This is a genomic window from Streptococcus anginosus (assembly GCF_001697145.1).
Classification (GTDB): domain Bacteria; phylum Bacillota; class Bacilli; order Lactobacillales; family Streptococcaceae; genus Streptococcus; species Streptococcus hominis.
In genome coordinates this window covers 216,880-242,195 of sequence record NZ_CP012719.1, presented here as the reverse complement: position 1 = coordinate 242,195, position 25,316 = coordinate 216,880, and the positions used below count along the sequence as shown (strand labels likewise).

The window sequence follows — 25,316 nt, the reverse complement described above, 5'->3', positions numbered from 1 at the left end:
AGTCTTAAACAGAAGACTCTGTTTTATCTAGGTTTATTATATTATATTTATACAAAAAAGCAAAACCTCGCCAAGAAAAAGAAGTGTAAAAAATTTGAAAAATCCCCCTAACTTCCTTGTTTTTAAACTCAAGTTAAAACTAAATGCAATTCTCAGACTGTTGACTTCTATCTTCCCCATATTATTCATACATCATTGAAAGCATAAAATGCTAATTTTTTCGCTGACTAGAGACAAATAGACTGGATGTTGTCCAGCCTAGCTTATCTTTATTAAAATGGCAATTCCTCTTCTTCCAGAAGCAAATCTGCCAAGTCTGCACCTGCATTATTCTCACGAAGAGCTCGCTGTGCACGGCTTTCTAATAGCTGGAAACCATTGCAAAGCACTTCTGTGACATAATGCGTCACTCCGTCCTTCTCATAGCGGCGAGTGCGAAGTTCGCCGTCTAGTGAAATCAAGCTGCCTTTACTTGCATAACTTGCCAATGTTTCGGCTAACTTGCCCCAAACAACGACATTGACGAAGTCTGCTTCTCGTTCACCATTTTGTCCTTTGTAGCGACGATTGACCGCAAGTGTTGCACGCGCCACAGATTTATCATTAGCTGTTTTGTTTAACTCTGGTGTATTCACCAAGCGACCGATTAAAATTACTTTATTATACATTTTGTTTTCCTCCTAACTATTTATTCGTAAGAGAAAAGAAAAAAATCGTGAAAATTCACGATTAAAACTTAATTTCTATTTTACTCTTGCCAATGCTTAGTTGGATCAAAGGCTGTTCCTACTACTTCCGAACTTGCTAATTCAATAATCCCACGTTTTTGCGGAGCGTTTGGCAGCTGCAATTCGCGAGGACTACACATCATGCCAAAACTCTTTTCTCCACGCAACTCACCAGGGAAAATCACGTTTCCTTTTGGCATCATAGCACCCGGAAGCGCCACAATCGTCTTGAGACCTACTTTAGCATTAGGCGCACCTGCTACGATTTGAACCACTTTATCTGCTGCTACTTTTACTTGACAAATATTAAGGTGGTCACTATCTGGATGGGCTACCATTTCCATAATTTCACCAACCACAAATTTCGGATCAAGGTCATTAACCAATTCTGGTTCAAAACCTGCTTGGCTCAATTCTTGATTCAGAATTGAAATTTCTTCATCTGTCAAAAAGACTTGACCGCGTTCGGTAATATTAACAAGATTAGAAATCTGAAAAATATTCCAAGCAACCGTTTCTCCATTGTCCAAACGATAAACACGCGCTACGTTGCCCTTGCGTTCAGCAGCTAACTTAGCAGCTTGATCGTCTGCAACAATCACCATTAGCACGTCACCCACATGCTCTTTATTATATGTAAAAATCATTATTTCTCCTATATCTTCAGTTTAATTGGGCTAAAAATTCATTGATTTGCGTCTGCGTTTTTCGCTCGCGATTAACAAAACGGCCAATTTCTTGTCCATTTTCTAGGACTACTAGGCTAGGAATACCATACACATCCCACTTTTTGGCAACTTCCATATAATCGTCACGATTGACCTCAACAAAGGTAAAATCAGGATTCTCTGCTTCAATCTCAGGCAAAAAAGGTTTAATAAAACGACAGTCTCCACACCACTCGGCTGTGAAAAAGAACACAGTCTTTCCTTCGCGTTTCACAAATGATGCCAATTCTTCTATATTTGCTGGAATAATCATTGTTCTTCCTCATAGGTCAATTCACCATTTTCATACACAAATGAAATATGGCGATCATCTTCATATACTACACCACCAACCAATCGGTGTTCGTCTGACTTGTATAATTGCACATACAATGTGGCAATCGGACCCCATTCAGACAAACTTTCCCGAATTTCAGCAACTAATTGCTCACGCTGCTCAGCTTCTTTTCGTTCGTCCAACGTTTTTTTAGTCGCATAAGCTGCAATCCCTACTCCTGCAAGTGCAGCCGTTGTTAATAGAATCTTTTTAGCTTTCATGACAATATTTTAACACAAAAGATAAATTGGGACAAATCGAAACACTACTGTTTTTTATCTTTGAATGCTACCCAACTATGATAGAAAATGATAAAATAAGAATAGAAAGAAGGTTAATGATGTCAGAATTATTTTCAAAAATCAAAGAAGTAACAGAAATTGCTGCCATTTCAGGACATGAAGCGCCTGTTCGCAATTATTTACGTAAAAAAATGACTCCTCATGTGGACGAAGTCGTAACAGACGGCTTAGGAGGCATTTTTGGAGTGAAACATTCAGAAACTGTTGATGCACCGCGTGTCTTAGTAGCTGCCCACATGGATGAAGTTGGCTTCATGGTGAGTGAAATCAAACCCGACGGAACTTTTCGTGTGGTGCAAATTGGTGGCTGGAATCCACTCGTCGTTAGCAGCCAACGCTTTAAACTTTTTACTAGCTCTGGAGTTGCAATTCCTGTCATTTCAGGATCCGTTCCTCCACATTTGACTCGTGGAACAGGTGGACCAAGTCTACCAAGGATTGAAGATATTGTTTTTGACGGTGGATTTGCTGATAAAGCAGAAGCTGAAAGCTACAGCATTCGTCCAGGCGATACGATTGTACCAGACAGCTCTGCTATTCTCACAGCTAATGGGAAGAACGTTATCTCAAAAGCTTGGGACAATCGTTACGGTGTCCTCATGGTGAGTGAACTGGTTCAAGCTCTAGCTGGACAAAAACTTGGCAATGAACTCTATGTTGGAGCCAATGTCCAAGAAGAAGTCGGCTTGCGTGGAGCCCATGTTTCAACGACTAAGTTTGACCCAGAAGTTTTCTTTGCAGTAGACTGTTCGCCTGCTGGCGACATTTACGGAGATCAAGGAGCTATCGGAGAAGGGACTCTGATTCGTTTCTTTGACCCAGGTCACCTCATGTTGCCAAATATGAAAGATTTCCTTTTGACAACGGCAGAAGAAGCAGGCATCAAGTATCAATACTACTGTGGCAAAGGTGGAACTGATGCCGGCGCCGCTCATCTCAAAAACGGTGGTGTGCCTTCTACAACTATTGGTGTTTGTGCACGTTACATTCATTCTCATCAAACACTCTACGCAATGGACGACTTTTTGCAAGCTCAAGCTTTCTTACAAGCTCTTGTTAAGAAATTGGATCGCTCAACCGTTGATTTGATTAAAAACTATTAAAAAGTGCATATTTGAAAAGGCTGTGGACAGTGATGTCTCAGCCTTTTTCTGCTCTCATTTTTTTACTTATTGTTTAATCCCATTAACTTACGTAATTCGGGGATTCGTTGCAACTGTGGAACAATGAGCATCGTCACAACTACTCGTAAAGGAATTTCAAAAACAGACCATGCCCGAGTAGCGTATAGTGCAACAAAGGGTACTCCATATTGTAAATGGAGAGCTAAGGGCGTTAAAGTAAAGGTCCCCACTCCCATAACAGCGATAGTTGCTAGCGTCACCCAAAGCCAGTCTTTCTTCCGTTCAAATCGTAATTCTTTGCCATAAAAGAAATAACCATAGAGAATACCTTGCAAGGCTTCAATCAATGTAAACCAGATAATGAATGGTTGCCCCTGACTCAAAAAGAAAAAGGAAATCATATCATATACGGCAGAAACCAGACCAGATAAAACCGGACCAGCGACACTTCCCATAAGGGTATAACCGATAAAAGCTGGACTCAGCTTCAGCAAACGAGGGATGACAAAGATTGAAAACTTCTCTAAGACAAAACAAAGAGCCACAATCATTGCGAGGGCAACCAATAGTTGCACCGATAACTTTGGCGAGTTTTTTTTCATATTCGCTCCTTTTCTTTCGGGAGCCGTCAAAATGACAGCGGATGCAATGGCCTACCGCACAAATGTTTCGTTGTATGGCAACATCCCATCCATACACACTTAACGCAGACCACTTACTCTGTGCAAACAAATTGCTCTTTCATTCTATCACATTTTAACTATTTAGAAAACCTCCTTTTACCTATCGCTCATTAGATATTTTCTAACTTCTGCAAGGAAATAGAGGGAGCCTGTGATAAGCAGCAGCTCTTTCTCTCCATGCTTGGCTTTTTTGTATTGCTCCAAATAAGGCAACCACTCTACATATGCTAACTTTTCTCGCTTTGCCAAACATTGCATTTCTCCTGTTGAAAAACTCCGTGAATCCTCAAAAGTTGTCAAAAGTACGCGAGATGTGGGAACCATTTTTAGTAAAGCAAGCATTTCATCCAACGCCTTAGTTTGAATACATGTAAATAAAATCGTTTTTTGATAATCTGGAAAATGGCTTTCTAGGGAAGCAAGCAGAGCTTTCAGTGCATGAGGATTGTGCGCCCCGTCCAGCAAGATCAAGGGTGCTTTTGAAATTTTCTCCAAGCGAGCAGGCCAATACGTTCGTTTCAATGCCCGTCGCACCTCATTTTCACTCAACAATGGTAAACCTTTCAAGCTGCAATATTGATCACACAGTTCAATTGCCAGTCCCGCATTCTCAACCTGATGAACGCCCAAAAGAACAGTTTGATAGTCCTCTTTTCGTCGAAATGCATTTGAAAAACGAAATTTTTCTCCCTCTTCTAAGCCTTGCACAGACTCCACCTGATAATCTTTCTTATATCGTATGTGGAGTGCCTGACATTGCTGAGCAATAGTGTGAATAACTGTCAGTGCTTCTGAAGAAATCTTCCCTGTCACTACTGGCACACCTTGCTTGATAATCCCCGCTTTTTGCTTGGCAATGTCTTCTAATGTCGTACCTAAAATAGCTGTGTGATCTAGTCCGATTGTCGTAATAGCTGTCAAAACCGGTTGACACACATTGGTACTGTCCAATAAACCACCCAGACCTACTTCCATTATGACCACATCTACCTCTTGCTGGCAGAAATAATCATAAGCCAATGCCGTAATAATCTCAAACTCTGTTATTTCCTGCAATATCGTATCATCTGCCTGCTTTTTTAATAACTCTTGATAAGATTGCAACAAAGAATAAAAGTCTTCGCCTGAAATAGGCAAACCATTGATTGCAATTTGCTCATTATAGTTAAGAAGATAAGGCGATGTAAACGTTCCTACACGCAGTTTCTTTGCTTGCAATAGCTGACGTAAATGTGCAATCGTTGAGCCTTTTCCATTGGTACCTGCCACATGAATGACTGATATTTGTAAATGAGGATTGCCTCGCAGCGATAATAGTCGTCGCACTCTTTCTAAGCCCAAATGTGGCTCTTTTGTTTGGTGCTGCTGCAACCATTCTAACTGTTTTTCTTTTTGTATCATTGCTCTTCTCATCCAATCTATAATGCTCTCATTTTATCATAGAAGTGGGATTTCTACAAAACAATTTACCAAAAAATAATCAAGAAAAGAAGAGAAAAGCTATTGCGCACCAAATGACTGAAAATGGAAAATTCCAAACGAAGAGTTGGCTTGGAAATCAAGAAAGAAAGTAAACTCCCTAAACCTGTATAAACAATAAAACAAGTCAAATCAGCTGGATTTCGTAAAAGGATAAACAACAAACTCCCTATCACAAAACTCGTTCGTGCTTGACCTTTTGACACAAAAAAATGAATAATGAATGACCGCACCTCAGGCACGAGAGCTACTATATCAACACCTAATAAGAAAAGAGACGAGTGGACAAACAGGCTCAGGAGCAGTTGTTGACCTTCTGACGCTGCTGTCATCCCCTCCAATATCATCAGATAAGCTCCTATAGCATTGATAAATACCATCATGAGATAGGATAATCGCAGTAGGGGCCAGTAACGAGCCGTTAAGATCTCTGATTTAAAATCTGTTAATTCTCTGGAAAAATAGCGAAAATAAAGCAAGCCACAAGAAAATAGAATGAACAAAAATACAAAACTTGACTGCTGAAAGGTCAATGTTTTGGACAACGGCGTCGTTAGCAGTACCAAGGTAATCTGTGTCAGAACGATTAGCAAACTCATTTGAAGAATATTTTTTATCTTTCTCATTTCAACTCCTTTTTCTACTTTTTAGTATAAAATATTCCAAAGATTTCCTCAGAAGACGCCCTAAAAAGTTATTTTTTATCTTCAAATAGTAAAAAATGAAAGAAAAATAAAACACATTTCCCTTAACAGTCGTTCTTTGTCCCACACCAACAAGTCGACGTAAAGTGACAACTCAAAAAAACAGACAAAATCTCTTTTGGATTATCTCCAATTAAGATTTTGTCTGTTTTTGAATGATAATTTAGTTCTTGTTTCAGACCTATTTATTTGTCCTTCTTCGTTAAGATTGCAAGTGTTTCAAGAAGATTGTCAACATGAACTTCAATGGTATCACCTGTCGCTTTGATTTTGACTTCAACGATGCGGTCAGCTGCTTTTTTCCCAACAGTCACACGAATCGGTAACCCAATCAAGTCACTATCGCTGAATTTCACACCAGCACGTTCGTTACGGTCATCTGTCAAAACTTCGTAGCCAGCTTTGACCAGCTCTGCTTCTAGTTGTTCTGTCAAGACAAGAGCTTCCTCGTCTTTGACATTTACAGGGATTAGATGCACATCAAATGGTGCCAATTCTTTTGGAAAATTGATTCCCCAAGCATAGCGATAGTCTCCTTTTGGAGTTTTATTGACAAAGAGACGTGCATGTTGCTCCATAACAGCTGATAAGAGGCGACTAACACCAATACCATAGCAGCCCATTACGACAGGAACTGCACGACCATTTTCATCTAAAACCGTCGCATTCATGCTTTCTGAATAACGAGTTCCTAATTTAAAGATATGTCCAATTTCAATGCCGCGTGCAAATTTCAAAACGCCTTGTCCGTCTGGTGAAACTTCGCCTTCACGCACCTCGCGAATATCTACATATTCTGCTGTGAAGTCTCGCCCTGGATTGACACCTGTCAAATGATAACCGTCTTCATTCGCACCAGCGACTGCATTGCGGATGTCTTCTACCTTGCGGTCTGCGATGACTTGAACATCTTCTGGAAGATGAACGGGTCCAAGAGATCCAAAGTTTGCTCCAAACAGTTCACGAACTTCTTCTTCGCTTGCCGGTTCAAAGAAATCAGCACCTAGATAATTTTTCAACTTCACTTCATTCAATTGATCATTTCCGACAAGCAGAGCCACGATAGGCTTTTCGTCAGCAATGTAAACTAAGGTTTTGATTGTTTGACTTTCATCAACATGAAGAAAAGCAGCGACTTCATCAATTGACTTGCAATCTGGGGTTTCTACACGAATCAATTCCTCTTCTGCCACAACACGATTGCTTGGTTTGTATTCATTTGTTGCCATTTCAAGGTTTGCAGCATATCCTGACTCACTCGAATAAACAACAGTATCTTCACCAGACACCAACCAGCTCGTCAATTCTTCTTTTATCGCTTCTTGTACATCTGTCGGAATTTCATCAAAACTAGTGACTGACTTATCTAGAACAACCCAGCGCGTAAGGTCTGTCCGTTCAGGTGTAATGGCCATAAATTCTTGACTATCCTTTCCACCCATGGCACCACCATCACCGATAATACCTTTAAATTCAATCTCACTACGAGTAAAAATATTTTCATAAGCCGTCTTGTATTCATCATAAGTCACGTCTAGGCTATCGTAATTGGCATGGAAGCTATAACCATCTTTCATGATAAATTCACGTGTCCGCAAAAGACCATTCCTAGGACGTTTTTCATCACGATATTTAGCTTGGATTTGATATAGATTGAGCGGGAGCTGTTTATAAGACTTGACAGAATCCCGTACAATTGCGGTGAATGTTTCTTCGTGAGTTGGCCCCAAGATAAAATCTGAACCTTCACGATTTTTTAATTTATAGAGATCTTCACCGTAAGTTTCATAACGACCAGATTCACGCCAAAGATCGGCACTAAGAAGTGCTGGAGCCAGCATTTCGACTGCACCAATTTTCTCAAATTCTTCCCGCATGATTTTTTTTGCTTTTTCAATCACACGATTTGCTAAGGGCAAATAAGAATAAACACCTGCTGATATTTGACGGACATAACCAGCCCGCAACATCAAGGCATGACTAATGACTTGCGCATCACTAGGCATTTCCCGCAGTGTTGGGATTAACATTTTACTTTGTTTCATAAATTCTTCCTTTTATTTATTATTTAGAATTCACCTTTTAAAAGAAGGTTCTCATAATATCATTCCAGGTCACCGCAATCATTAGGAGTACCATAACAGCGACACCTGCCAACGTGACATAGGTTTCTGTTTCCTGCTTTAATGGTTTACGACGAATGGCTTCAAGCAGATTGAGCACAATTTTTCCACCGTCAAGCGCCGGGATAGGAATGAGATTAAAAATGCCGATATTCAGAGAGAGCATAGCTAATAAAGCGATAACACTTTCAATTCCACCTTTAGCTGCTTCACTGCTGGCTTTGTAAATCGCCACAGGACCGCCCAGTTTATTGATATCTGGATGGAAAATTAAATTTTTTAAAGCATCAAAGATGCGGAAGCTAGCGTTCCAAGCCATGCTAAATCCGCCCGCAATCATAGACGGAAAATCCGATTTCAAGCCCGGCATCACTCCTAATAAATATCTACCTTGCTCTTTTTTAGGCTTAACTGTCAGCTCTTGAACTTTATTTCCGCTTTTAACAGTCACATTTAGTTCTGACTGCCCTTTACTGTTTTTCGTCTCAGACTGAACAGCTTGGGTCAAATCCGACCAATTCTTGATTTCTGCTTGACCAACTTTTAAAATTTGGTCATTGTTTTTTACACCAGCCTGAGCCAAGGCACCGCCCTGTAAAATGCGAATGTGATTTGTATTGGGATTGGCAACGCCACCCTGCATAAAAATCAACAGCAGAAAAGCTACAATCCCTAAAATGAAATTATTCATTGGTCCTGCAAAGTTGGTAATGAGGCGCCCGCCTAAACTAGCATTTTGATACTGCACATCAAGCGGAGCAATCCGAACCTCTGTACCGTCTTCTTCTACAATTGTTGCATCATGGTCAACTGCATAGGTCTTTTGTTCATCTAGTACCAAACCAGTGATTTCCAGCTTGTCTTCTAAATCAAAGCCTGTCACATTCATCGGTAGAGCGGTTTGATCAATTTTCTTGCCCGAAAGATTGATTCGGACGACCTTACCTGCTTCATTTAAAGTCAAACTAGCAGGTGTTCCTGTTTTAATCTCGGTCGAATCTTCGCCCCAACCAGCCATACGAACATAGCCACCCAGCGGTAACATTCGAATGGTATACGCCGTACCGTCTTTTCCGATATGAGCAAAAATTTTCGGGCCCATTCCGATAGCAAACTCCCGCACCAAAATACCCGATTTTTTCGCAAAATAGAAATGTCCAAACTCATGAACGACCACAATAATTCCAAAAACAATGATAAAGGTGATAATTCCTATAATACCTGACTGCATTACACCAACCTTTCTACTTTCTGACACGATCATCTTACTGAATTGCACACAGCAAATCAAGAATACTTCACTCGGCTTAAGATTTCCTTATAAAGTTCATTCACAAAGAGGCTGGGATGAACGTTCCCCAGACTCTTACAATATATTATTTTTACTACAAAACGCAGTGGTGAGAAACTCTGTTAACTTTAGTCAATTTAGAGTTCCCATGCACAATTGATTAGGTACTTTAGTGCCAATCAATCACTGCTGAGTGGCAGTTCTAATCCCTTGCTACGCAAGGTATGACGACCAACCCCTAGTCAACTGCATAAAGTGAAATGACAAAATCAATTTCTTGCGAAATATTGATTCTTTACGTCATCTTCTCAGATTTCATTTTTCTGTGAGTGACTATAAAACAATCACGTTAGTCTGTCCTACTTCATTTTATCCTTCTCATTAGAACAATCCAAAGAAATGCATCAAGGGAAAGACAAACAGCATACTGTCAAAACGATCTAACACACCACCATGTCCGGGTATAAATTTACCAGAATCTTTGACTCCAAAATGGCGCTTAATCGCACTTTCTACCAAGTCTCCAAACTGTCCTGCAATACTAAAGAATACTGTGAAAAGAAGCATGACAAACATATGATGAGGTGCAGCAACGTTTTTATCAAACAACATGAAAACAAATGTTACAAGGACTGCTGAAGCAATGCCCCCTAGACTGCCCTCAATAGTTTTATTTGGAGAAACATGAGGAGCCAAGCGACGTACGCCATATCTCCGTCCGATCAAGTAAGCTCCGCTATCCGTTGCCCAGACAATAAACAAGGCTAAGAGCACTTTGTCAAAACCAGCCACTCGTGCATCTAGCAAAGCATTGAAGCCAATCCCCACGTAAAAACTCGCAGCGATTGGATAAGCCGCATCTTCAAAACTGTAATTTTTCCCTAGAACAGTTGAGCCTAATAGAAGAAAAACAACTAAACTATAGGCCACAACATTTCCGTCTATCGGCAAAAATTTCAAATAGTTTTCGAGTGGAATCGTCAACACAAAACCTGCCAACATGGCTAAGACACCTTCTAGCGTGGTACTTCTCAGCCCTTTCATTTGCAGCAATTCATGAACACCCAACATGGCTAGAAGCCCCATTCCAATTTGCAGAAGCGCCCCTCCTATCATCAAAACTGGAATGAAGATAGCAAGTGCCACTCCGCCAAAAATAACACGTCTTTGTAAATCCTTATCCATAAATTCTCCTACACACCGCCAAAGCGACGATTTCGTTTACTATATTCTTCAATAGCTGCTTTCAAAGCTTTCTCATCAAAATCCGGCCATAAAATATCTGTAAAATACAGCTCACTATATGCACTTTGCCAAGGTAAGAAATTACTCAAACGCAATTCTCCGCTCGTTCGAATGACCAAATCCGGATCGCGCAATAATCGAGGTAGATTGCTGGTTTGTAGATAATTGGCAATCATCTCTTCATCAATCTCACCCGGACTGAACTTGGCATCTAACACATCTTGAGCAATCATTTTAACCGCCTGAACAATCTCAGCACGGCCACCATAATTCAAGGCAAAATTCAGAATCAAGCCTGTGTTGAGCCGCGTTAATTCTTCTGCTTTGTAAAGCGCCTCATAAGTTGCCTTAGGTAGCCGCTCTGTATCTCCAATCATTTGAATTTTTACGTTATTTCTATGCAACTCAGGCACATAACGGTCGTAAAATTCAACCGGCAAGTTCATGATAAAGCTGACTTCTTTTTCAGGGCGCGACCAATTTTCTGTGGAGAACGCATAGACTGTCAATACTTGAACCCCCAGCTCTTTAGCTGCAATGGTAACGTTTTGTAAAGTTTCCATTCCAGACTTATGCCCGAAAACGCGCGGCTGCATTCTCTTTTTAGCCCAACGACCATTCCCGTCCATAATAATACCGATATGTTTTGGTATTTGTAACGGAACTTCAATTTTTTCTTTTTTCTTAAAACTAAACATCTGCTTGTTTTCCTAATAAAGTTTTACATTTCATTATATCATAAATCCTCTAAAAATGGGATTTATGCTAAATTTCAGATAAAAAAGAAGCCGAAACATAGAAATTTTTGGCTCCAACTTCTTTTTCACATTATTTTACGATAAAAATTAAATGCTTTATCTTTTTTAAGTTCCTATTCTGCTAAAGGAATATTTGTTACTTGGTTAGCTTTGGCGTCAAAAATATCTAATTGGCGACATCAAAGTAGAATAAGAATTATTCTTATAAGTTGTAAAAGAAACCTTTCAAGCAAAAATAAAAGAACTGGAGAAACTCCAATCCCTTTTTCCATCTTAAAACACTACTATTCTTCTTCAATAGCTGTATCTTCTGACATATCAACACTTCCGTCTGCACCAGCAACTGCTGTGATTCCCTCTGTGAGAGGTAATACAGTCTTGATAGCTGTTAATTCAAATGTCAAGTAAACACCGTCTACATCAAGAACAACCGTTTTCTTTTCAGTATCAACTTCATCAACCGTACCATACAAGCCACCAATTGTGATAACTTCATATCCTTTTTGTAGTTTGTTCAAGCTTTCCATCCGTTTGTCTGCTTGTTTCTTTTGAGAACGTTGCATGAAGAACATTAAGCCCATCATCACAACCAACATGATTAAAACTGAAAAACCGTTACCCATTTTAGTCTCCTTTAGATTTCATATATTATCTACTATAGCAGATTCCTAGAGAATTTACAAGGAGGGGCTGAAATTTCTAAAAGGATTCCTCCTTAAGCCTGACTAGCAGCGAATTCTTTTGACAGTATGCTCTGCTTTTTCCAAAAAGCGTAAAAAGTCCGCATAAGCGATATTGAGCGTTGTTGTATTGACAAAAGGATGAAAACCCACGGTCAAGTTCGGATCAACCTCCTCGTCCACAATCAGCTGGACTTTCTTTTCCTTATCAAAAAGCAACCCAAAAGGTGTAACCGCACCTGGCTCTACCTGTAAAAGCTCCTCCAGCTCCTTATCATTGGCAAATGATAATCGTTTTTCATCAAGGATTTCTGCCAAATGCTTGATATCTGCCGTTTTTTCGTCCCGCAAAATGACCAAATAAAATTGACGTCCCTTTTTATTTTTCAAAAAGAGATTTTTGACCTGTTGCCCCGGTAAGACGACTCCCTTTTCAGCCGCCTCAATAACGGAAAAAATTGGTTCATGATCCAGACGAACATAAGAAATTTTCAATTCATCTAATAAATGATAAATCATACTTTCCTTTGTCATCTTCACACCTCCGAGATAGAATTTTCTATTTTCATTATAGCACTTCTAGTTAGAAAAACCGAAGCAAGCCTCGGTTCTTTTTCTTGATAATTACTATTTCAAATTTTTCACAACTTCTATGACATGAGCAACGGTGAAGCCATACTCTTCCATTACCTTAGCAGCTGGGGCAGAGGCACCGAATTTGTCAATGCCGATAACAGCTCCGTCAAGTCCGACATATTTGTACCAAGACTGGGTTGCAGCCATTTCGATTGCAACACGTCGACGAACTGCATTTGGTAAAATTTCTTCTTTGTAAGCAGCGTCTTGTGCATCAAAGATGTCTGTTGACGGTACGCTGACAACGCGAACTTTCTCCCCTTGTGCTTCCAACTCTTTTGCAGCTGCAACAGCTAAGTTGACTTCAGAACCAGATGCTAGAAGGATTGTATCAAAACCACCTGCTGTCTCATACACGACATAAGCTCCTTTTGCTACCTTGTCAAAGTCAGTTCCAGCTTCAACAGTCAAGTTTTGACGGGTGAGAACAAGAGCTGTTGGGGTTGATTGACTCTTCAGCGCCAAGTACCAAGCGGCCTGCGTTTCACGCGCATCTGCTGGACGCAAAACATTGAGGTTTGGAATGGCACGAAGTCCAGCCAAATGCTCAATCGGCTCATGAGTTGGACCATCCTCACCAACTGCGATTGAGTCATGTGTAAAGACATAGGTCACAGGTAAGCCTTGAAGAGCTGACAAGCGAACAGCCGCTTTAACATAGTCTGAAAAGACAAAGAATGTACCACCATAAACACGAAGTCCCCCGTGAAGTGCCATACCATTCAAAATAGTTCCCATAGCAAATTCACGCACACCGAATTGAATATTGCGGTTAAGGCGGTGGGTATCGTCTTGCAAACCGTCTTCTTTGATATAAGTCATATTAGAATGAGCGAGGTCAGCAGAGCCACCGAGGAATGTTGGAAGTACTTTTGCTGCGGCATTTAAAGCATCTTGGCTAGAATTACGAGTAGCTTGTGAGAAACCTGTTTCTACTACTGGGAAATCTTCTGGCTTGATCTCAACTGGATCTTGTCCAGCAATAATGGCAGCAACTTCATCAGCTAAGTCAGGATAGGCTTGTTTGTATTCTTCAACGAGTTTTTCCCAAGCATCATAGGCAGCTTTGCCGCGTTCTGCAACATTAACTCGATAATCTTCGTAGACTTCTTCTGGAATTTCAAATGGTGCGTAATCCCAAGCAAGAGCTTTGCGAGTAGCCGCTGCCTCTTCTGCACCAAGAGGCGCTCCATGAACAGCATTTGTCCCTTGTTTATTTGGCGAGCCATAACCAATCACCGTTTTGACTTCAATCAATGACGGTTTGCCAGAAACTTTTGCAGCTTCAATCGCCGCATTGATTGCTTCTAAGTCTGTTCCGTCTTTAACCAAAGCTGTGTGCCAACCGTAAGCATTGTAACGGTCACGAACACTTTCTGTAAAGGAATCTTTCGTTTCTCCGTCCAAATTGATGTCGTTTGAATCATAGAGAACGATGAGCTTATCTAGCTTTTGCAGTCCAGCATAAGAAGCTGCTTCAGCAGACACACCTTCCATTAAGTCCCCGTCACCACAGATGACATACGTATAGTGGTCAAAGATATTATAGCCTTCACGGTTGTACTTAGCAGCTAGGAAACGTTCTGCTTGCGCAAAACCAGTTGCCATCGAAATTCCTTGACCGAGGGGTCCAGTTGTCGCATCTACGCCAGCTGTATGTCCAAATTCTGGATGACCAGGCGTTTTAGAACCCCATTGACGGAAGTTCTTGATTTCGTCCATAGTGACATCTTGAAAACCAGACAAGTGAAGAAGTGCATAGAGCAACATAGACCCATGACCTGCTGACAAGATAAAACGGTCACGATTGACCCAATTTGGTACTTCTGGATTCACACGCATTTGCTTGGTAAACAAGTCATAAGCCATCGGTGCTGCGCCCATGACAACACCTGGATGCCCAGATTTTGATTTTTCAATGGCATCAATTCCTAAGAAACGAATGGCATTGACAGATAAATTTGACATTGAATTCTCCTTTTATAATACTACTACCCTTTCAGTAGCTATTTTTTCTACACTATCATTATATGAAAATTATCCGCATATCGCAATGTATACGGATAATTCCCACTTAATTTTTTATAGTAAAGCCTTAAATTGAATATTCGAATCGTGCTCGAAGCAATCATCAAAGCCACGTGGATGGTGGTATTCAATTCTGTCTTTGTCTTGCGGATAGGTATATTTACCACCAACTTCCCAGATGAATGGGTGGAATTGATATTGGAGGCGCTCTTTGCGCATCTTCCACAAGGCTAAAATCTCGTCCGTTGAAGCCATGAAGTTAGACCAGATATCATAATGAACTGGAATAATAACTTTGGCACGAAGGTTTTCAGCCATACGAAGCAAATCAATCGAAGTCATCTTATCTTGAATACCGATTGGGTTATCACCATAGTTATTAATAGCCACATCAATCTTGAAATCTTTTCCGTGTTTGGCAAAATAGTTTGAGAAGTGAGAATCTGCACCATGATAAATCGTACCGCCCGGTGTTTCAAAGACGTAGTTGACTGCTTTACGCGCCATTTCTTCGTCAGTTACAGCAAGCCCCTTCAGCTCACCATCTTGAGCATCTGCACCATCAACTGGAAGTGTGACCAAGCAAGTTCGGTCAAAGGATTCCACAGCTGTAACCTTTATATCTTTAAACTCGAAGCTTTCGCCCGGTTTGATAATCATAATACGTTCTTCTGGAACACCCCATTTTTTCCAAATTTCGCCACATTCGTAAGGACCGACAAACTTCACATGATTTAATTTTGGATTGTTGACGATAGCTGCAGCAGTATTGATGTCAATATGGTCGCTGTGGAAATGAGAAACAAGGTAATAGTCCAGTTCGTTAATCGCAAATGGGTCAATCACCATTGGTTGCACACGGAGATTTGGTTGCAATTTGCGGACACCAGCCATATTGGCCATTTGGTGACCACGCACCATGTCTTTGACCTTTTTGGTTGATTTTCCGCGGTTGGACCAGAGATCCATGACAACATTTGCACCACCAGGTGTCTTAATCCAGACACCGCAGTTGCCTAGCCACCACATAGCAAAGTTGCCTTCTGGCACAACTTCTTCTTCAATTTCTTCATTGAGCCATGTTCCCCATTCTGGGAAAGTGGATAAAATCCAAGATTCTCTTGTGATTTCTTTTACATTTGGCATTGCTTATCCTCCTCAAGATATTTTATTCTACATTCTTAGTATAACTCCCTTCAATAGATTAAAAAAGACCAAATAAAGCACATGTCTGTGTTCAAGATTGGACTATTTTTCACAACTAAAAAAGCCGGGATTTTTATCCCTAGCCAGTCATCTTATTCTTTCATTCTTCCGTTGAAGTTGATAATAATTCTTCGTTGACAAGTTTTTGAATTTTATTTTTCAGCTCTTGTGTACGAGTTGAATCCTTGAGGTATTGTGACAAAAGTCGTTCTAACTCTTGACTAAATCGCACGCCTTTAGTAGAAAGAGTTTGATCTTTCACAAAAGAAGTAATATTCAATACATCCTCGTAGTCCAAAATGGGCTGAACCTGTATCGTTGGCAGAGTAGTTTCCAATCCGTCATTTGTCGTAATTAATAAATCCACATCTAAAATGTCTTCGACGCTTTTGAATTGTTCTGTCGTAAAAACAGCACTTAAATTTTCATTTGGTAGATGATACAAGCACTGTTTGAGTAGCAATTTCTGAACAGCGACTCCTTCATCACAGACTAAATAAATCCGTTTGGCATCTTGTTTTTCAGCACGATTATGTTTTAAGAATCCACCCATATGAAGAGCAAGATAAGCAACTTCATCATCAGTTAGTGAAATAAGCCATGCTTCCTCCAAAATCACAGAGCAAGACTTGGTGACTGCAAACAAATCTGCATATTTTTCCTTGATCTGTCGTGTCAATGGATTTTTAGACAGAATGCCGTAGGTTTTACGAAACAGCAAAGCCTTGCAGTGCGTCAATAAATTTCGCAACAAATCTTCTTTATTTTCAATTTCAAAATGCGAACTGACTTCAAACCGCCAAATAAACTCATCAATCGCTTCTTTTAATTGGACAAAATCTTGACTGGTTGCATGAATATCCCGATCTTTCCGGTAAGAAAGCAAAAGAACGGCTAAGAGAGAAATTTCAATATCATTTAATTGCAAGCCAAATGTTGCCCCTAAATTACTATTCAAATTCTTGGCTGCTTGGTATTCTATCCGCTTGCGAATCAAGGTAAACTCACGCTTCAAGTCTTCCTGCTCTTCCTCATTTAAAGCCATATTGCGACAGCTCAACAGCAGATAGGGCAAAACTTGCAGCATGAATTTGATTTCATGGCGATTGATTTTCTTGCCTAAATCCTGCTCCACATCTTGCACTCTTTGATTGAGAAAATCTTGCAATTCATCGGACAAAAGTAAATCTTCTCCGATAAATTCTTTTATCTTTTCTGTCAAAATCATCACAAAACTATGATTTCCCTCTGCAAAAATGTCATACAAAAGAGAATGAACGTACTGAATCTTATTGAGCGGGTGGCACTTCAAAAAATATCCTTGTGCTTTTGTGGAAGTGAGATTGACTTGATACTGCTCCGAAGCCAACTGATTGCGGATTTCATTCAAATCATTGAGAACCGTATTGCGGGATACTTCTGTCAATTCCATTAGCTTTTCAATAGTCACACGCTCCTTAGCAATACAGATATAAAGCACAGTCAGCTGCATACGCTCGGTCATGCTCATGACATAGCTATAAAAATCAACGCCTTCCAATAACTCTTGACAGAGTTCTTTTTGGTGTGCGGTTAAGACAATCCCTACTCTCGGACGGCTACTAATGACTTCGCCGACATCCGCTAAAGCATCATTGATTTTTTCTAAATGATAATAGATTTTCCTCCGCGATTGATTGGTTGCCCGTGAAATGGTCATAATCGTTTCTGGCTCTTCCAACTGAATGAGGTATTTTAGTAAGTCACAACTTGTTTGATCCAATAATATCATCATTTACTCCTTGAAAGGGATTGCAAACCATTATAACATCTTTTCACACATCATTCACATGAAATCGAAAGAATTTATTCGTTATTTTGGTCATTTTTAGCGCTTTTTCATAGCAAAATGAGAAAAGCAAGGCGAGGAACCGGCATCATGACTGCTCTCAATCATGGTAGTCGTCCTTCTCCTTGATTTTTCATAATTATTTTTTCTGTCCGTAGTAAGCATTCTTTCCATGTTTTCGCAGGTAATGCTTATCTTTGAGATCTTGCGGCACTTCCGTCACTTCTGGATTGATAGCTTCTGTGTAGCGTGCCATACGAGCGGCTTCTTCAAGGACAACTGCATTATAGACGGCCGCTTTTTCGTCCTTGCCCCAAGCAAATGGTCCGTGATTGCGGACGGTTACAGCTGCTACTGCGAGCGGATCTAAGCCACGTTTGGCAAATTCTTCGATAATGACTTTCCCAGTTTCTTTTTCGTACTCGCCATTGATTTCCTCTGGTGTCAAGGCACGAGCGCATGGAATTGGACCGTAGAAAGTATCAGCGTGCGTGGTGCCATAGCATGGAATATCACGCCCTGCTTGCGCCCAAGCCACTCCTTCTGTCGAGTGCGTATGAACAATGCCACCCACTTCTGGAAATGCTTTGTACAGTTCCACATGCGTCGGCAAATCTGACGACGGATTCAGGTCTCCTTCGACAATATTACCGTCCAAATCAGTCACAACCATATTTTCTGGAGATAATTTTTCATACGCTACACCAGAAGGTTTAATGGCAATCAAGCCCTTCTCACGATCAATTGCCGAAACATTTCCCCAGGTAAATTTCACCAAACCATGCTCTGGAAGCTCCATATTGGCTTTATAAACACGTTCTCGTAATTCTGGTACTAACATTCACATAACCCCGCTTTCTCAATGAGTGGATAAAGGAAATCTTGCGCTTCTTTGATAGCAGCTTTGGTTTCTTCCACCGTTTCGCAATTCTCAGACCACATTTCAATCAAGAACGGACCTTGGTAATTGGTTTTCTTCAAAACAGCAAACATTTCTTCCCAATTGACACAGCCTTCCCCAAAAGGTACATCTCGAAATTGCCCTTTAGAATGCTCCGTCACGGCATAGGTATCTTTTAAGTGCAGCGCAGCAATTGCCTGATGACCAAGGTAAAATTCACTCCAGAGGTCATTATGCCAAGCAGAAACATTACCTGTATCTGGATAGACAAAGAGATAAGGCGAATTGATTTCTTTCGCCACAGCCAGATATTTTTCAATGCTGTTGATAAATGGGTCATCCATGATTTCAATCGCCAACATAACTTGTGCCTGTTCAGCCCAATCACATGCTAGACGCAGATTTTTTAAGAAACGAGCACGCGTTTCAGGTGATTTCTCTTCGTAATAAACATCATAACCTGCTAATTGAATGACCCGCACACCTAAATCCTGTGCTAACTTGATACATTGTTTCATCGTTTCAAGCGATTTTGCTTCTAACTCAGGATTGTTTGAGCCTAATGGATAACGCCGATGTCCACTAAAGCAAATACTTGGAATCCGCACACCTGTATCATAGATAGCTTTGACAATTTCTAGACGTTCTTTTTTAGACCAAGCGAGACGCGCCAGCCGAGCGTCACTTTCATCAACCGACATTTCCACAAAATCAAATCCCATTTCCTTGGCAAATTCTAACCGTTCCCGCCAAGAAAAATGCTTAGGCGTTGCCTTTTCATAAATTCCAATCGGACGTGTCATAGTTTACCCCCAGATTCGCTTGATTTCGTCTTTGAAAGCACGCGCAGCTGCTGCTGGATTTTCAGCTTCTGTTATTCCGCGTCCAGCAATAAAGGTAAAGACATCCACTCCTTCAAAGAGTTTGAGTGTATCCACATTCAAACCACCTGTCACAGACACACGAAAGCCCATTTCAATCAATTTCTTAACTTTATTGAGATCTTTTTCACCCCAAGTTTCGCCAGCAAGAAGAGCATCGCGTGATTGGTGATAAATGGCTTGTGAAATGCCAGCATCAAGCCAAGTCTGAGCTTGCTCATAAGTCCAATCGCCGTAAAGTTCAATTTGAATCTCACCGCGCTCGCCACGTTCTTCTTGAATCGCTTTTAGAGCGGCTTTCATAGTTGGAATTGTTGCACAGCAAATGCAAGTCATCCAGTCCGCTCCGCGAACGGCATTATTTTTGGCAACCGTACCACCAGCGTCAGCACATTTAGTATCAGCTACGATGATTTTATCAGGAAATAAACTACGCAGCACTTCTACCAACTCACTGCCGACTTGCAAGAGGCAAACTGTTCCTGCTTCAATAACATCTACTTCATGACCTACCGAGACAGCTGCTTTAATAGCTCCTTGCAAATCGGAATGATCCAGTGCAACTTGTAAATTTGGAATATGTTTTGACATCATTTTCTCACTTTCTATTTTCTAATATATTGAAACACAACCATTTACTAACTATCTAAATCCAATCCTTCTAAATAAGGACTATTTTTTGACTCATCAATCAAAGCTAGAACTTCTGCTTCTGTTTGACAAGCTAACAAACGATTAATAGAATTTTCCAATTCAAAAAGAGCAATGATTTGTGGAATTGCAACACTCGTATGAATTTTTGAACTCGTTGCTGCAAGAGCTAACAAAACACTCACGCCTTTTCCGTCCGAGAAAGTTACAGGCTCCTTCAACGTCACCAAAGAGAAAGCATCTCTTTGAACACCAGCTTCTGGGCGTGCATGCGGCATAGCCATACCGGGCATCAAAATATAGTAAGGACCATATCCTTCTGTGGATTCGATGATAGCATCATAATATTCAGGCTTAACAGCTCCACTTTCAATCAAAGGGTCAACAGCAAGTTTGACCGCTTCTTGCCAAGTTGAAGCAGAAAGACCTAAACGAATGGAGTTATTTTCAATCAATGCTTGCTTTAGGTTCATCATGTTTCCTTTCATCAGTTATAAGAATAAGAAAAAGTCCTTTTCTAAAGAAACTACCGCTTCCTATCCGTTCTAACATTTTCGTCCAAGTTCTATTCTTGTTAAGTGAATGAGGCTAGAGCATTTGCTCTAAGCCCCTCATCCTTTCCTATTGTATCAATCTTATGACAAGGTCAGTCGTCCTCATCACTTTAGTACCTGAGACAATTTTTCAGTAATTTCTTTGTCATCCATCAGATTATCCAGACCAATCAATTTACCATTTGTCCGTCCATCCAATTCATGAATCAAATGAAGAGAAGCAATGACAATATCATAACCAGAAGCAAGGCTTTTTGCTTCTCCAACACTGCAAGAATTGACGGTAAAATCTGTTTGTCCTAATTTTCGCAGAGCATTTTCTACTTTCATCTTAATCACCATAGATGAGCCCATGCCATTTCCGCACGCTGTTAATACCTTAACCATATTATTTTCCTCCAATATTTAAATCTATTTTTATTCTTCTGCTTGAACATCACCACGATAGTAGGCTTCCTTGTCTTTTGCTTTGGCAAATTGTAGTTGTGGAATAATCAGCAAGAATACACAAACAAGAATGTAACCTACAATGCCAAGATATTTGAAAAGATAGCCAAATCCAAGCCATGGGAATTCAAAGTCAATATTTCCATGGTAACCGCCGTAAGAAGCAAGACCGAGAAGCGCCACACAGAGAGCACCAAGCGCTACTTGTAGCACCCCTGAGATAAAGGACAGGATAACCGCTGCTTTCCAGCCACCACGTTTATCCGCATAAACTGCAATCGCTGCATTGTCAAAGAATACTGGAACGAAACCGGTGATAATCAGAATTGGATTCTTAAAGACAATTAAGAGCATAATGGTAATCAATTGTCCAATCAAACCGAAAGCAAATCCTGAAAGCACCGCATTTGGTGAACCAAAACCGTAAGAAGCTGCAACGTCCACAGCTGGGAATGAACCAGGAAGCAATTTGTTAGAGATACCTTGGAAGGCATTGGTCAATTCTGCTACGAACATCCGTACACCTTGCATCAAGACAAAGAGATAAACGGAGAAAGTGAAGGCTGTTTGAATGATATACATGTAAAAGTCTTGCTTAGCAGAATTGTAAACTGTACCTGATGTGATAACTTTTGCATTTGACATGATATCTGGACCCAAGATTAAGAGAATGGCTCCAAAGAAAACCAACATCAATGTCGCCGAAGCAACCACTGTATCATGGAAAATAGACAAGAATTTTGGCAACTTCAAATTGTCAAGATTTTCTTCTTTCTTGCCAAATTTGCTTGCAACTTTATCCACAAACCAAATCGCAAACTGTTGTTGGTGACCAATCGCAAAACCACCGCCACCAGTTAAACGTTGTGTTGCTTCTACTGTCATATTAGAGCTGACTGCCCAGTAAAGTCCACAGATGACACCGATTGCCAGCACGCCCCAGCTATTACGCAATTGAGGAACAAGGAGAAGAACCATCAATGAAACGGTCGCTGCTTGTTGAACCATGATATGACCTGTAATGAACAGCGTCCGTACTTTCGTAATTTTCCGAAGAGCAACGAGCAGGATATTGACACCAAAACCAATCAAAAGTGCTGTTGTTGCTGCTCCGACAAAGTTTGGAAATTCTTCTGCAATCTTTGTATTTGCCGCTGTTAGTCCAAAGTATGGGTCAATAACCGCGGCACCAATCTTAAACTTAAAGTTCAAAGCCGCCAAAATCGGACGGAAAGTTGTTACCAAACCTCCAGCACCAACGTTCAACAGCATATAACCAACTGTCGCTTTGATGAAACCAGCATAGACATCATGCGCTGGTTTTTTCAATAACGCATAGCCAATGAGAACCAAGAGACCTACAAAGAAGGCCGGATTCTGCAAAATATTTTGCGAGAACCAGTTCAGAATGTTTAAAATGATGTTCATTTTAACTCTCCTTTTTCTATTTTATTTGTTCTTTATAAGCCTATTATAAACCATGTAAGCGGTAACAAAAAGACCAAGAATTACACAAGCAACTGTTCACTCTTGGACTGTGAAAAATAGGGTGAATAAAAAAAGAAGCTGAACAGCTTCCATGATTGTTCTACAATCATAGGAAACCGCCCACTTCTCTGGAGAATTATGCTTTTGTAGCTGAATCATCTGTTGCTTCCTCAATGACTAATTCATCATCTTTAAGGTCAGCTAAGAGATGTTTTACATCCAAATGATCCAGATGATAGTCGGTTACTTTGTCACGGATTTGTTGTTCAATCACACGGCGAAGCGGACGAACACCCATGACTTCATCGTAACCTTCTTCTGCTAGGTAAGCTTTTGCGGCATCCGTTACCGTCAGAGTGATGTCTTTCTTAGCAAGCGTTTGGTTGACTTCATCTAGCATCAATTCAACAATTTCAGCCAAGTCTTCTTTACCAAGGTGTGAGAATTCAATAACTGCATTGAACCGATTCAAGAATTCTGGACGGAAGTATGGTTTCAATCGATCCATAATTTTCATATCTTTTTCTTCGTCACCTGTAAAGCTTTCATAGCCAAATCCTGCGTTAGAAGTAGCAATAATAACCGTATTCTTAAAATTGACAGTATTTCCTTGTCCATCTGTCAAACGCCCATCATCTAAGACTTGTAGTAACAGCGTGATGACTTGCGAATCAGCTTTTTCGATTTCGTCCAGCAAAATGATCGAGTATGGATTGCGACGAACACGTTCTGTCAAGGTATTGCTGTTGTCATCATATCCCACATAACCAGCTGTTGTACCAATCAGCTTCGACACAGCTGTACGGTCAGAGTATTCAGACATATCCAAACGGATAATCGCGTCTTTTGTACCAAACATATCAAGCGCTAATTGCTTAGCTAGCTCTGTTTTTCCGACACCAGTTGGTCCGACAAAGAGGAAGCTACCAATCGGACGATTGCCTTCATCAAAACCTGCACGATTTCTCCGAATAGCACGCGCCACCGCTTCAACTGCTTCATTTTGTCCGATGACTTTTGTTTTCAGGCGCGCATTCATCTCTTTCAAGCGCTCAATATCGCTGCTGCCCATTTGGGAAACAGGAATACCCGTCATGCGTTCTACAGACTCTGCCACATCATTGACAGTTGCTGTCACTTTCATGTCTTCTGTATGATTTTCAATTTTCTTTTCCAGCTCTTCAATGCGCATCTTAGCATTCAAAGCCGTTTCAAAATCTTCTTTTTCAACTGCAGCTTCTTGTTTGGCCTTTTGCTCTGCGATTTCACGTTCCACGGCGTGTACGTCTGTAACAGGGTGTTGAGCTGCCAAGTGAGCTGCTGTCACATCCACTAGGTCAATCGCTTTATCTGGCAAACTGCGTTGCGGAATATATTGAATCGAATAATCCACAGCTGCTTTTAACACTTCATCTGGCAAGATAACATTGTGGTGTTTTTCGTACAAATCACGAATTCCTTGCAAAATCTTATAAGTATCTTCTGCAGAAGGAGCATTTACCTTTACTTCATTGAAACGACGAGCCAGAGCTGCATTTTTCAAAATGGTGTTGCGGTATTCATCTTGCGTTGTCGCACCAATCACCGTTAAATCCCCGCGAGAAAGGGCTGGTTTCAAAATATCCGCCAAACCTTTAGAGCCACTATCTCCACCTGTGCTTCCAGCACCGAGGATTTGATGAATTTCATCAAAGAAGAGAATAACATTGCCCGCTTCTTTTACTTCAGAAACCAAATTTTGAATATTTTCTTCAAAGCTACCACGATACTGTGTACCTGCTTCTAATCCCGAAATATCTACAGAAATAATTTCTTTATTCTTAATAGCAGCAGGAACATCACCATTAACAATCGCCTGCGCCAAACCTTCAACAACTGCAGTCTTACCAACTCCAGCATCTCCGACTAGAACTGGATTGTTTTTCGTCCGACGAGACAGAATTTCTGCTGTTTCTTGAATTTCCTTGTTACGTCCAATGACGGGATCTAGCATATCTTGACGCGCTTCCTCTGTCAAATTGCGACCCAATTTTGCTAAAATGCCATCTTGTTTTGGATTGCCTGTTTGCGTTTGCATTTGTGGATTTTGAGCCTCCATTGCCTGTTTCGGAAGTTTTCCCGTTGCACGGTATTGTGCAAATTCCTCTGGTGTTACTTCACGTCCATTGATGAGATAACGCCGATTTTCACTATTAAAACCGCCCATTCTTCCCATCAATTGATTGAAAAGATCATCCATGTTATCAAAGTTGTTGTAGTTGTTGTTCATATCTGTACCTCACTTGTTATTTTACATAATTTTTGCAACTGCTTAAAATATAAGACAAAGTGAGCAACTCTATCTTTTGGATTTATATTTATAAAAGGCAGTTAATATTTTACATAATTTTAATCCTCTCCCGAAATAGAGATGAAATCCCTTTAACTGAGCGCAGCTAAGAATTTCATCTTGTTTGGATGAGTGTAACGGATTTTATTCCTTTCTGTTTACAAATGTAATTATATACTATAAAAATAAAAAAGTCAATAGATTTT

The 25,316-nt window shown here is 40.5% G+C and carries 24 protein-coding genes and 1 riboswitch; of the genes, 1 reads left to right on the top strand and 23 read right to left on the bottom strand.

The annotated features are described in order from the left end of the window. Positions 1–272 precede the first annotated feature (272 nt). From SanJ4206_RS01220 to SanJ4206_RS01205, 4 genes are all read right to left on the bottom strand, one after another. Positions 273–668 (bottom strand): single-stranded DNA-binding protein, encoded by a 396-nt coding sequence (locus SanJ4206_RS01220; protein ID WP_003028522.1) that lies wholly within the window; start codon positions 666–668, stop codon positions 273–275. Between the two features lie 80 nt (positions 669–748). Further along, positions 749–1,375 carry a YtpR family tRNA-binding protein gene (ytpR, locus tag SanJ4206_RS01215; RefSeq protein ID WP_003028521.1) on the bottom strand — a complete coding sequence of 209 codons (627 nt, stop codon included), beginning with the start codon at positions 1,373–1,375 and terminating at the stop codon, positions 749–751. 16 nt (positions 1,376–1,391) lie between these two features. Next, on the bottom strand, positions 1,392–1,709 hold the full coding sequence (locus SanJ4206_RS01210; protein ID WP_003028520.1) for a thioredoxin family protein: 318 nt from the start codon (positions 1,707–1,709) through the stop codon (positions 1,392–1,394). Then, positions 1,706–1,993 carry a DUF4651 domain-containing protein gene (locus SanJ4206_RS01205; protein ID WP_003028519.1) on the bottom strand — a complete coding sequence of 96 codons (288 nt, stop codon included), beginning with the start codon at positions 1,991–1,993 and terminating at the stop codon, positions 1,706–1,708. Before SanJ4206_RS01205 ends, SanJ4206_RS01210 begins: the two co-directional genes overlap by 4 nt. 119 nt (positions 1,994–2,112) lie before the next feature. On the opposite strand from SanJ4206_RS01205, the gene pepA reads away from it, so the two are divergent. Then, the gene (gene pepA / locus SanJ4206_RS01200) at positions 2,113–3,177 is read left to right on the top strand and encodes a glutamyl aminopeptidase (RefSeq protein ID WP_022525279.1); all 1,065 of its coding nucleotides are present in this window, start codon (positions 2,113–2,115) and stop codon (positions 3,175–3,177) included. A 62-nt stretch (positions 3,178–3,239) separates the two neighbouring features. Here the strand turns inward: pepA and SanJ4206_RS01195 are convergent, their stop codons facing one another. From SanJ4206_RS01195 to SanJ4206_RS01105, 19 genes are all read right to left on the bottom strand, one after another. Next, the gene (locus SanJ4206_RS01195) at positions 3,240–3,800 is read right to left on the bottom strand and encodes a folate family ECF transporter S component (protein ID WP_022525280.1); all 561 of its coding nucleotides are present in this window, start codon (positions 3,798–3,800) and stop codon (positions 3,240–3,242) included. A 33-nt stretch (positions 3,801–3,833) separates the two neighbouring features. Continuing rightward, a riboswitch (THF riboswitch) is annotated at positions 3,834–3,923 on the bottom strand. Between the two features lie 54 nt (positions 3,924–3,977). After that, entirely contained in the window at positions 3,978–5,282 is a 1,305-nt protein-coding gene (locus SanJ4206_RS01190) for a bifunctional folylpolyglutamate synthase/dihydrofolate synthase (RefSeq protein WP_022525281.1), read from the bottom strand. Positions 5,283–5,347: 65 nt separating this feature from the next. After that, a complete protein-coding gene (locus tag SanJ4206_RS01185) occupies positions 5,348–5,986 on the bottom strand; it encodes a hypothetical protein (RefSeq protein ID WP_003028515.1) in 639 nt (212 codons plus the stop codon). A 263-nt stretch (positions 5,987–6,249) separates the two neighbouring features. Next, positions 6,250–8,109: a proline--tRNA ligase gene (locus SanJ4206_RS01180; protein ID WP_003028513.1), complete on the bottom strand. Its 1,860-nt coding sequence runs from the start codon at positions 8,107–8,109 to the stop codon at positions 6,250–6,252. Between the two features lie 37 nt (positions 8,110–8,146). Beyond that, the gene (locus SanJ4206_RS01175) at positions 8,147–9,418 is read right to left on the bottom strand and encodes a M50 family metallopeptidase (RefSeq protein ID WP_022525283.1); all 1,272 of its coding nucleotides are present in this window, start codon (positions 9,416–9,418) and stop codon (positions 8,147–8,149) included. Between the two features lie 441 nt (positions 9,419–9,859). Continuing rightward, positions 9,860–10,663, bottom strand: a complete 804-nt coding sequence (locus SanJ4206_RS01170) for a phosphatidate cytidylyltransferase (protein ID WP_003028511.1) — start codon at positions 10,661–10,663, stop codon at positions 9,860–9,862. An 8-nt stretch (positions 10,664–10,671) separates the two neighbouring features. Continuing rightward, a complete protein-coding gene (locus tag SanJ4206_RS01165; RefSeq protein WP_003028510.1) occupies positions 10,672–11,421 on the bottom strand; it encodes an isoprenyl transferase in 750 nt (249 codons plus the stop codon). A gap of 344 nt (positions 11,422–11,765) precedes the next feature. Beyond that, positions 11,766–12,104, bottom strand: coding sequence for a preprotein translocase subunit YajC (yajC, locus tag SanJ4206_RS01160; RefSeq protein WP_003028509.1), 339 nt, complete (start codon positions 12,102–12,104; stop codon positions 11,766–11,768). Positions 12,105–12,206: 102 nt separating this feature from the next. Beyond that, positions 12,207–12,695: a prolyl-tRNA synthetase associated domain-containing protein gene (locus SanJ4206_RS01155; RefSeq protein ID WP_003028508.1), complete on the bottom strand. Its 489-nt coding sequence runs from the start codon at positions 12,693–12,695 to the stop codon at positions 12,207–12,209. A 93-nt stretch (positions 12,696–12,788) separates the two neighbouring features. After that, a complete protein-coding gene (gene tkt / locus SanJ4206_RS01150; RefSeq protein WP_022525284.1) occupies positions 12,789–14,765 on the bottom strand; it encodes a transketolase in 1,977 nt (658 codons plus the stop codon). Positions 14,766–14,879: 114 nt separating this feature from the next. Further along, positions 14,880–15,971 (bottom strand): L-ascorbate 6-phosphate lactonase, encoded by a 1,092-nt coding sequence (gene ulaG, locus SanJ4206_RS01145; RefSeq protein WP_003028504.1) that lies wholly within the window; start codon positions 15,969–15,971, stop codon positions 14,880–14,882. A gap of 160 nt (positions 15,972–16,131) precedes the next feature. Then, positions 16,132–17,802 carry a BglG family transcription antiterminator gene (locus SanJ4206_RS01140; protein ID WP_022525286.1) on the bottom strand — a complete coding sequence of 557 codons (1,671 nt, stop codon included), beginning with the start codon at positions 17,800–17,802 and terminating at the stop codon, positions 16,132–16,134. Positions 17,803–17,998: 196 nt separating this feature from the next. Further along, positions 17,999–18,700, bottom strand: coding sequence for an L-ribulose-5-phosphate 4-epimerase (locus tag SanJ4206_RS01135; protein ID WP_003028497.1), 702 nt, complete (start codon positions 18,698–18,700; stop codon positions 17,999–18,001). After that, positions 18,694–19,563 carry an L-ribulose-5-phosphate 3-epimerase gene (locus SanJ4206_RS01130; protein WP_022525287.1) on the bottom strand — a complete coding sequence of 290 codons (870 nt, stop codon included), beginning with the start codon at positions 19,561–19,563 and terminating at the stop codon, positions 18,694–18,696. The genes SanJ4206_RS01135 and SanJ4206_RS01130 overlap by 7 nt, the downstream gene beginning before the upstream one ends. 3 nt (positions 19,564–19,566) lie before the next feature. Further along, positions 19,567–20,232 (bottom strand): 3-keto-L-gulonate-6-phosphate decarboxylase UlaD, encoded by a 666-nt coding sequence (locus tag SanJ4206_RS01125; protein WP_003032302.1) that lies wholly within the window; start codon positions 20,230–20,232, stop codon positions 19,567–19,569. 47 nt (positions 20,233–20,279) lie between these two features. Continuing rightward, a complete protein-coding gene (locus tag SanJ4206_RS01120) occupies positions 20,280–20,765 on the bottom strand; it encodes a PTS sugar transporter subunit IIA (RefSeq protein ID WP_006269994.1) in 486 nt (161 codons plus the stop codon). 186 nt (positions 20,766–20,951) lie between these two features. Further along, entirely contained in the window at positions 20,952–21,233 is a 282-nt protein-coding gene (locus tag SanJ4206_RS01115) for a PTS sugar transporter subunit IIB (RefSeq protein WP_003028490.1), read from the bottom strand. A gap of 30 nt (positions 21,234–21,263) precedes the next feature. Continuing rightward, the gene (locus SanJ4206_RS01110) at positions 21,264–22,721 is read right to left on the bottom strand and encodes a PTS ascorbate transporter subunit IIC (RefSeq protein ID WP_003028488.1); all 1,458 of its coding nucleotides are present in this window, start codon (positions 22,719–22,721) and stop codon (positions 21,264–21,266) included. A 196-nt stretch (positions 22,722–22,917) separates the two neighbouring features. Further along, positions 22,918–25,050 carry an AAA family ATPase gene (locus SanJ4206_RS01105; RefSeq protein WP_022525288.1) on the bottom strand — a complete coding sequence of 711 codons (2,133 nt, stop codon included), beginning with the start codon at positions 25,048–25,050 and terminating at the stop codon, positions 22,918–22,920. Positions 25,051–25,316 lie beyond the last annotated feature (266 nt).

Coding starts and splice junctions, on each gene's coding strand:
- SanJ4206_RS01105 (WP_022525288.1), bottom strand. CDS start 25,050: ATGAACAACAACTACAACAACTTTGATAACATGGATGATCTTTTCAAT.
- SanJ4206_RS01220 (WP_003028522.1), bottom strand. CDS start 668: ATGTATAATAAAGTAATTTTAATCGGTCGCTTGGTGAATACACCAGAG.
- SanJ4206_RS01170 (WP_003028511.1), bottom strand. CDS start 10,663: ATGGATAAGGATTTACAAAGACGTGTTATTTTTGGCGGAGTGGCACTT.
- SanJ4206_RS01205 (WP_003028519.1), bottom strand. CDS start 1,993: ATGAAAGCTAAAAAGATTCTATTAACAACGGCTGCACTTGCAGGAGTA.
- SanJ4206_RS01135 (WP_003028497.1), bottom strand. CDS start 18,700: ATGTTAGTACCAGAATTACGAGAACGTGTTTATAAAGCCAATATGGAG.
- pepA (WP_022525279.1), top strand. CDS start 2,113: ATGTCAGAATTATTTTCAAAAATCAAAGAAGTAACAGAAATTGCTGCC.
- SanJ4206_RS01140 (WP_022525286.1), bottom strand. CDS start 17,802: ATGATATTATTGGATCAAACAAGTTGTGACTTACTAAAATACCTCATT.
- SanJ4206_RS01125 (WP_003032302.1), bottom strand. CDS start 20,232: ATGTCAAAACATATTCCAAATTTACAAGTTGCACTGGATCATTCCGAT.
- SanJ4206_RS01155 (WP_003028508.1), bottom strand. CDS start 12,695: ATGACAAAGGAAAGTATGATTTATCATTTATTAGATGAATTGAAAATT.
- SanJ4206_RS01110 (WP_003028488.1), bottom strand. CDS start 22,721: ATGAACATCATTTTAAACATTCTGAACTGGTTCTCGCAAAATATTTTG.
- SanJ4206_RS01175 (WP_022525283.1), bottom strand. CDS start 9,418: ATGCAGTCAGGTATTATAGGAATTATCACCTTTATCATTGTTTTTGGA.
- SanJ4206_RS01120 (WP_006269994.1), bottom strand. CDS start 20,765: ATGAACCTAAAGCAAGCATTGATTGAAAATAACTCCATTCGTTTAGGT.
- SanJ4206_RS01190 (WP_022525281.1), bottom strand. CDS start 5,282: ATGATACAAAAAGAAAAACAGTTAGAATGGTTGCAGCAGCACCAAACA.
- ytpR (WP_003028521.1), bottom strand. CDS start 1,375: ATGATTTTTACATATAATAAAGAGCATGTGGGTGACGTGCTAATGGTG.
- SanJ4206_RS01130 (WP_022525287.1), bottom strand. CDS start 19,563: ATGACACGTCCGATTGGAATTTATGAAAAGGCAACGCCTAAGCATTTT.
- SanJ4206_RS01115 (WP_003028490.1), bottom strand. CDS start 21,233: ATGGTTAAGGTATTAACAGCGTGCGGAAATGGCATGGGCTCATCTATG.
- SanJ4206_RS01210 (WP_003028520.1), bottom strand. CDS start 1,709: ATGATTATTCCAGCAAATATAGAAGAATTGGCATCATTTGTGAAACGC.
- SanJ4206_RS01185 (WP_003028515.1), bottom strand. CDS start 5,986: ATGAGAAAGATAAAAAATATTCTTCAAATGAGTTTGCTAATCGTTCTG.
- SanJ4206_RS01195 (WP_022525280.1), bottom strand. CDS start 3,800: ATGAAAAAAAACTCGCCAAAGTTATCGGTGCAACTATTGGTTGCCCTC.
- SanJ4206_RS01165 (WP_003028510.1), bottom strand. CDS start 11,421: ATGTTTAGTTTTAAGAAAAAAGAAAAAATTGAAGTTCCGTTACAAATA.
- ulaG (WP_003028504.1), bottom strand. CDS start 15,971: ATGCCAAATGTAAAAGAAATCACAAGAGAATCTTGGATTTTATCCACT.
- SanJ4206_RS01180 (WP_003028513.1), bottom strand. CDS start 8,109: ATGAAACAAAGTAAAATGTTAATCCCAACACTGCGGGAAATGCCTAGT.
- yajC (WP_003028509.1), bottom strand. CDS start 12,104: ATGGGTAACGGTTTTTCAGTTTTAATCATGTTGGTTGTGATGATGGGC.
- tkt (WP_022525284.1), bottom strand. CDS start 14,765: ATGTCAAATTTATCTGTCAATGCCATTCGTTTCTTAGGAATTGATGCC.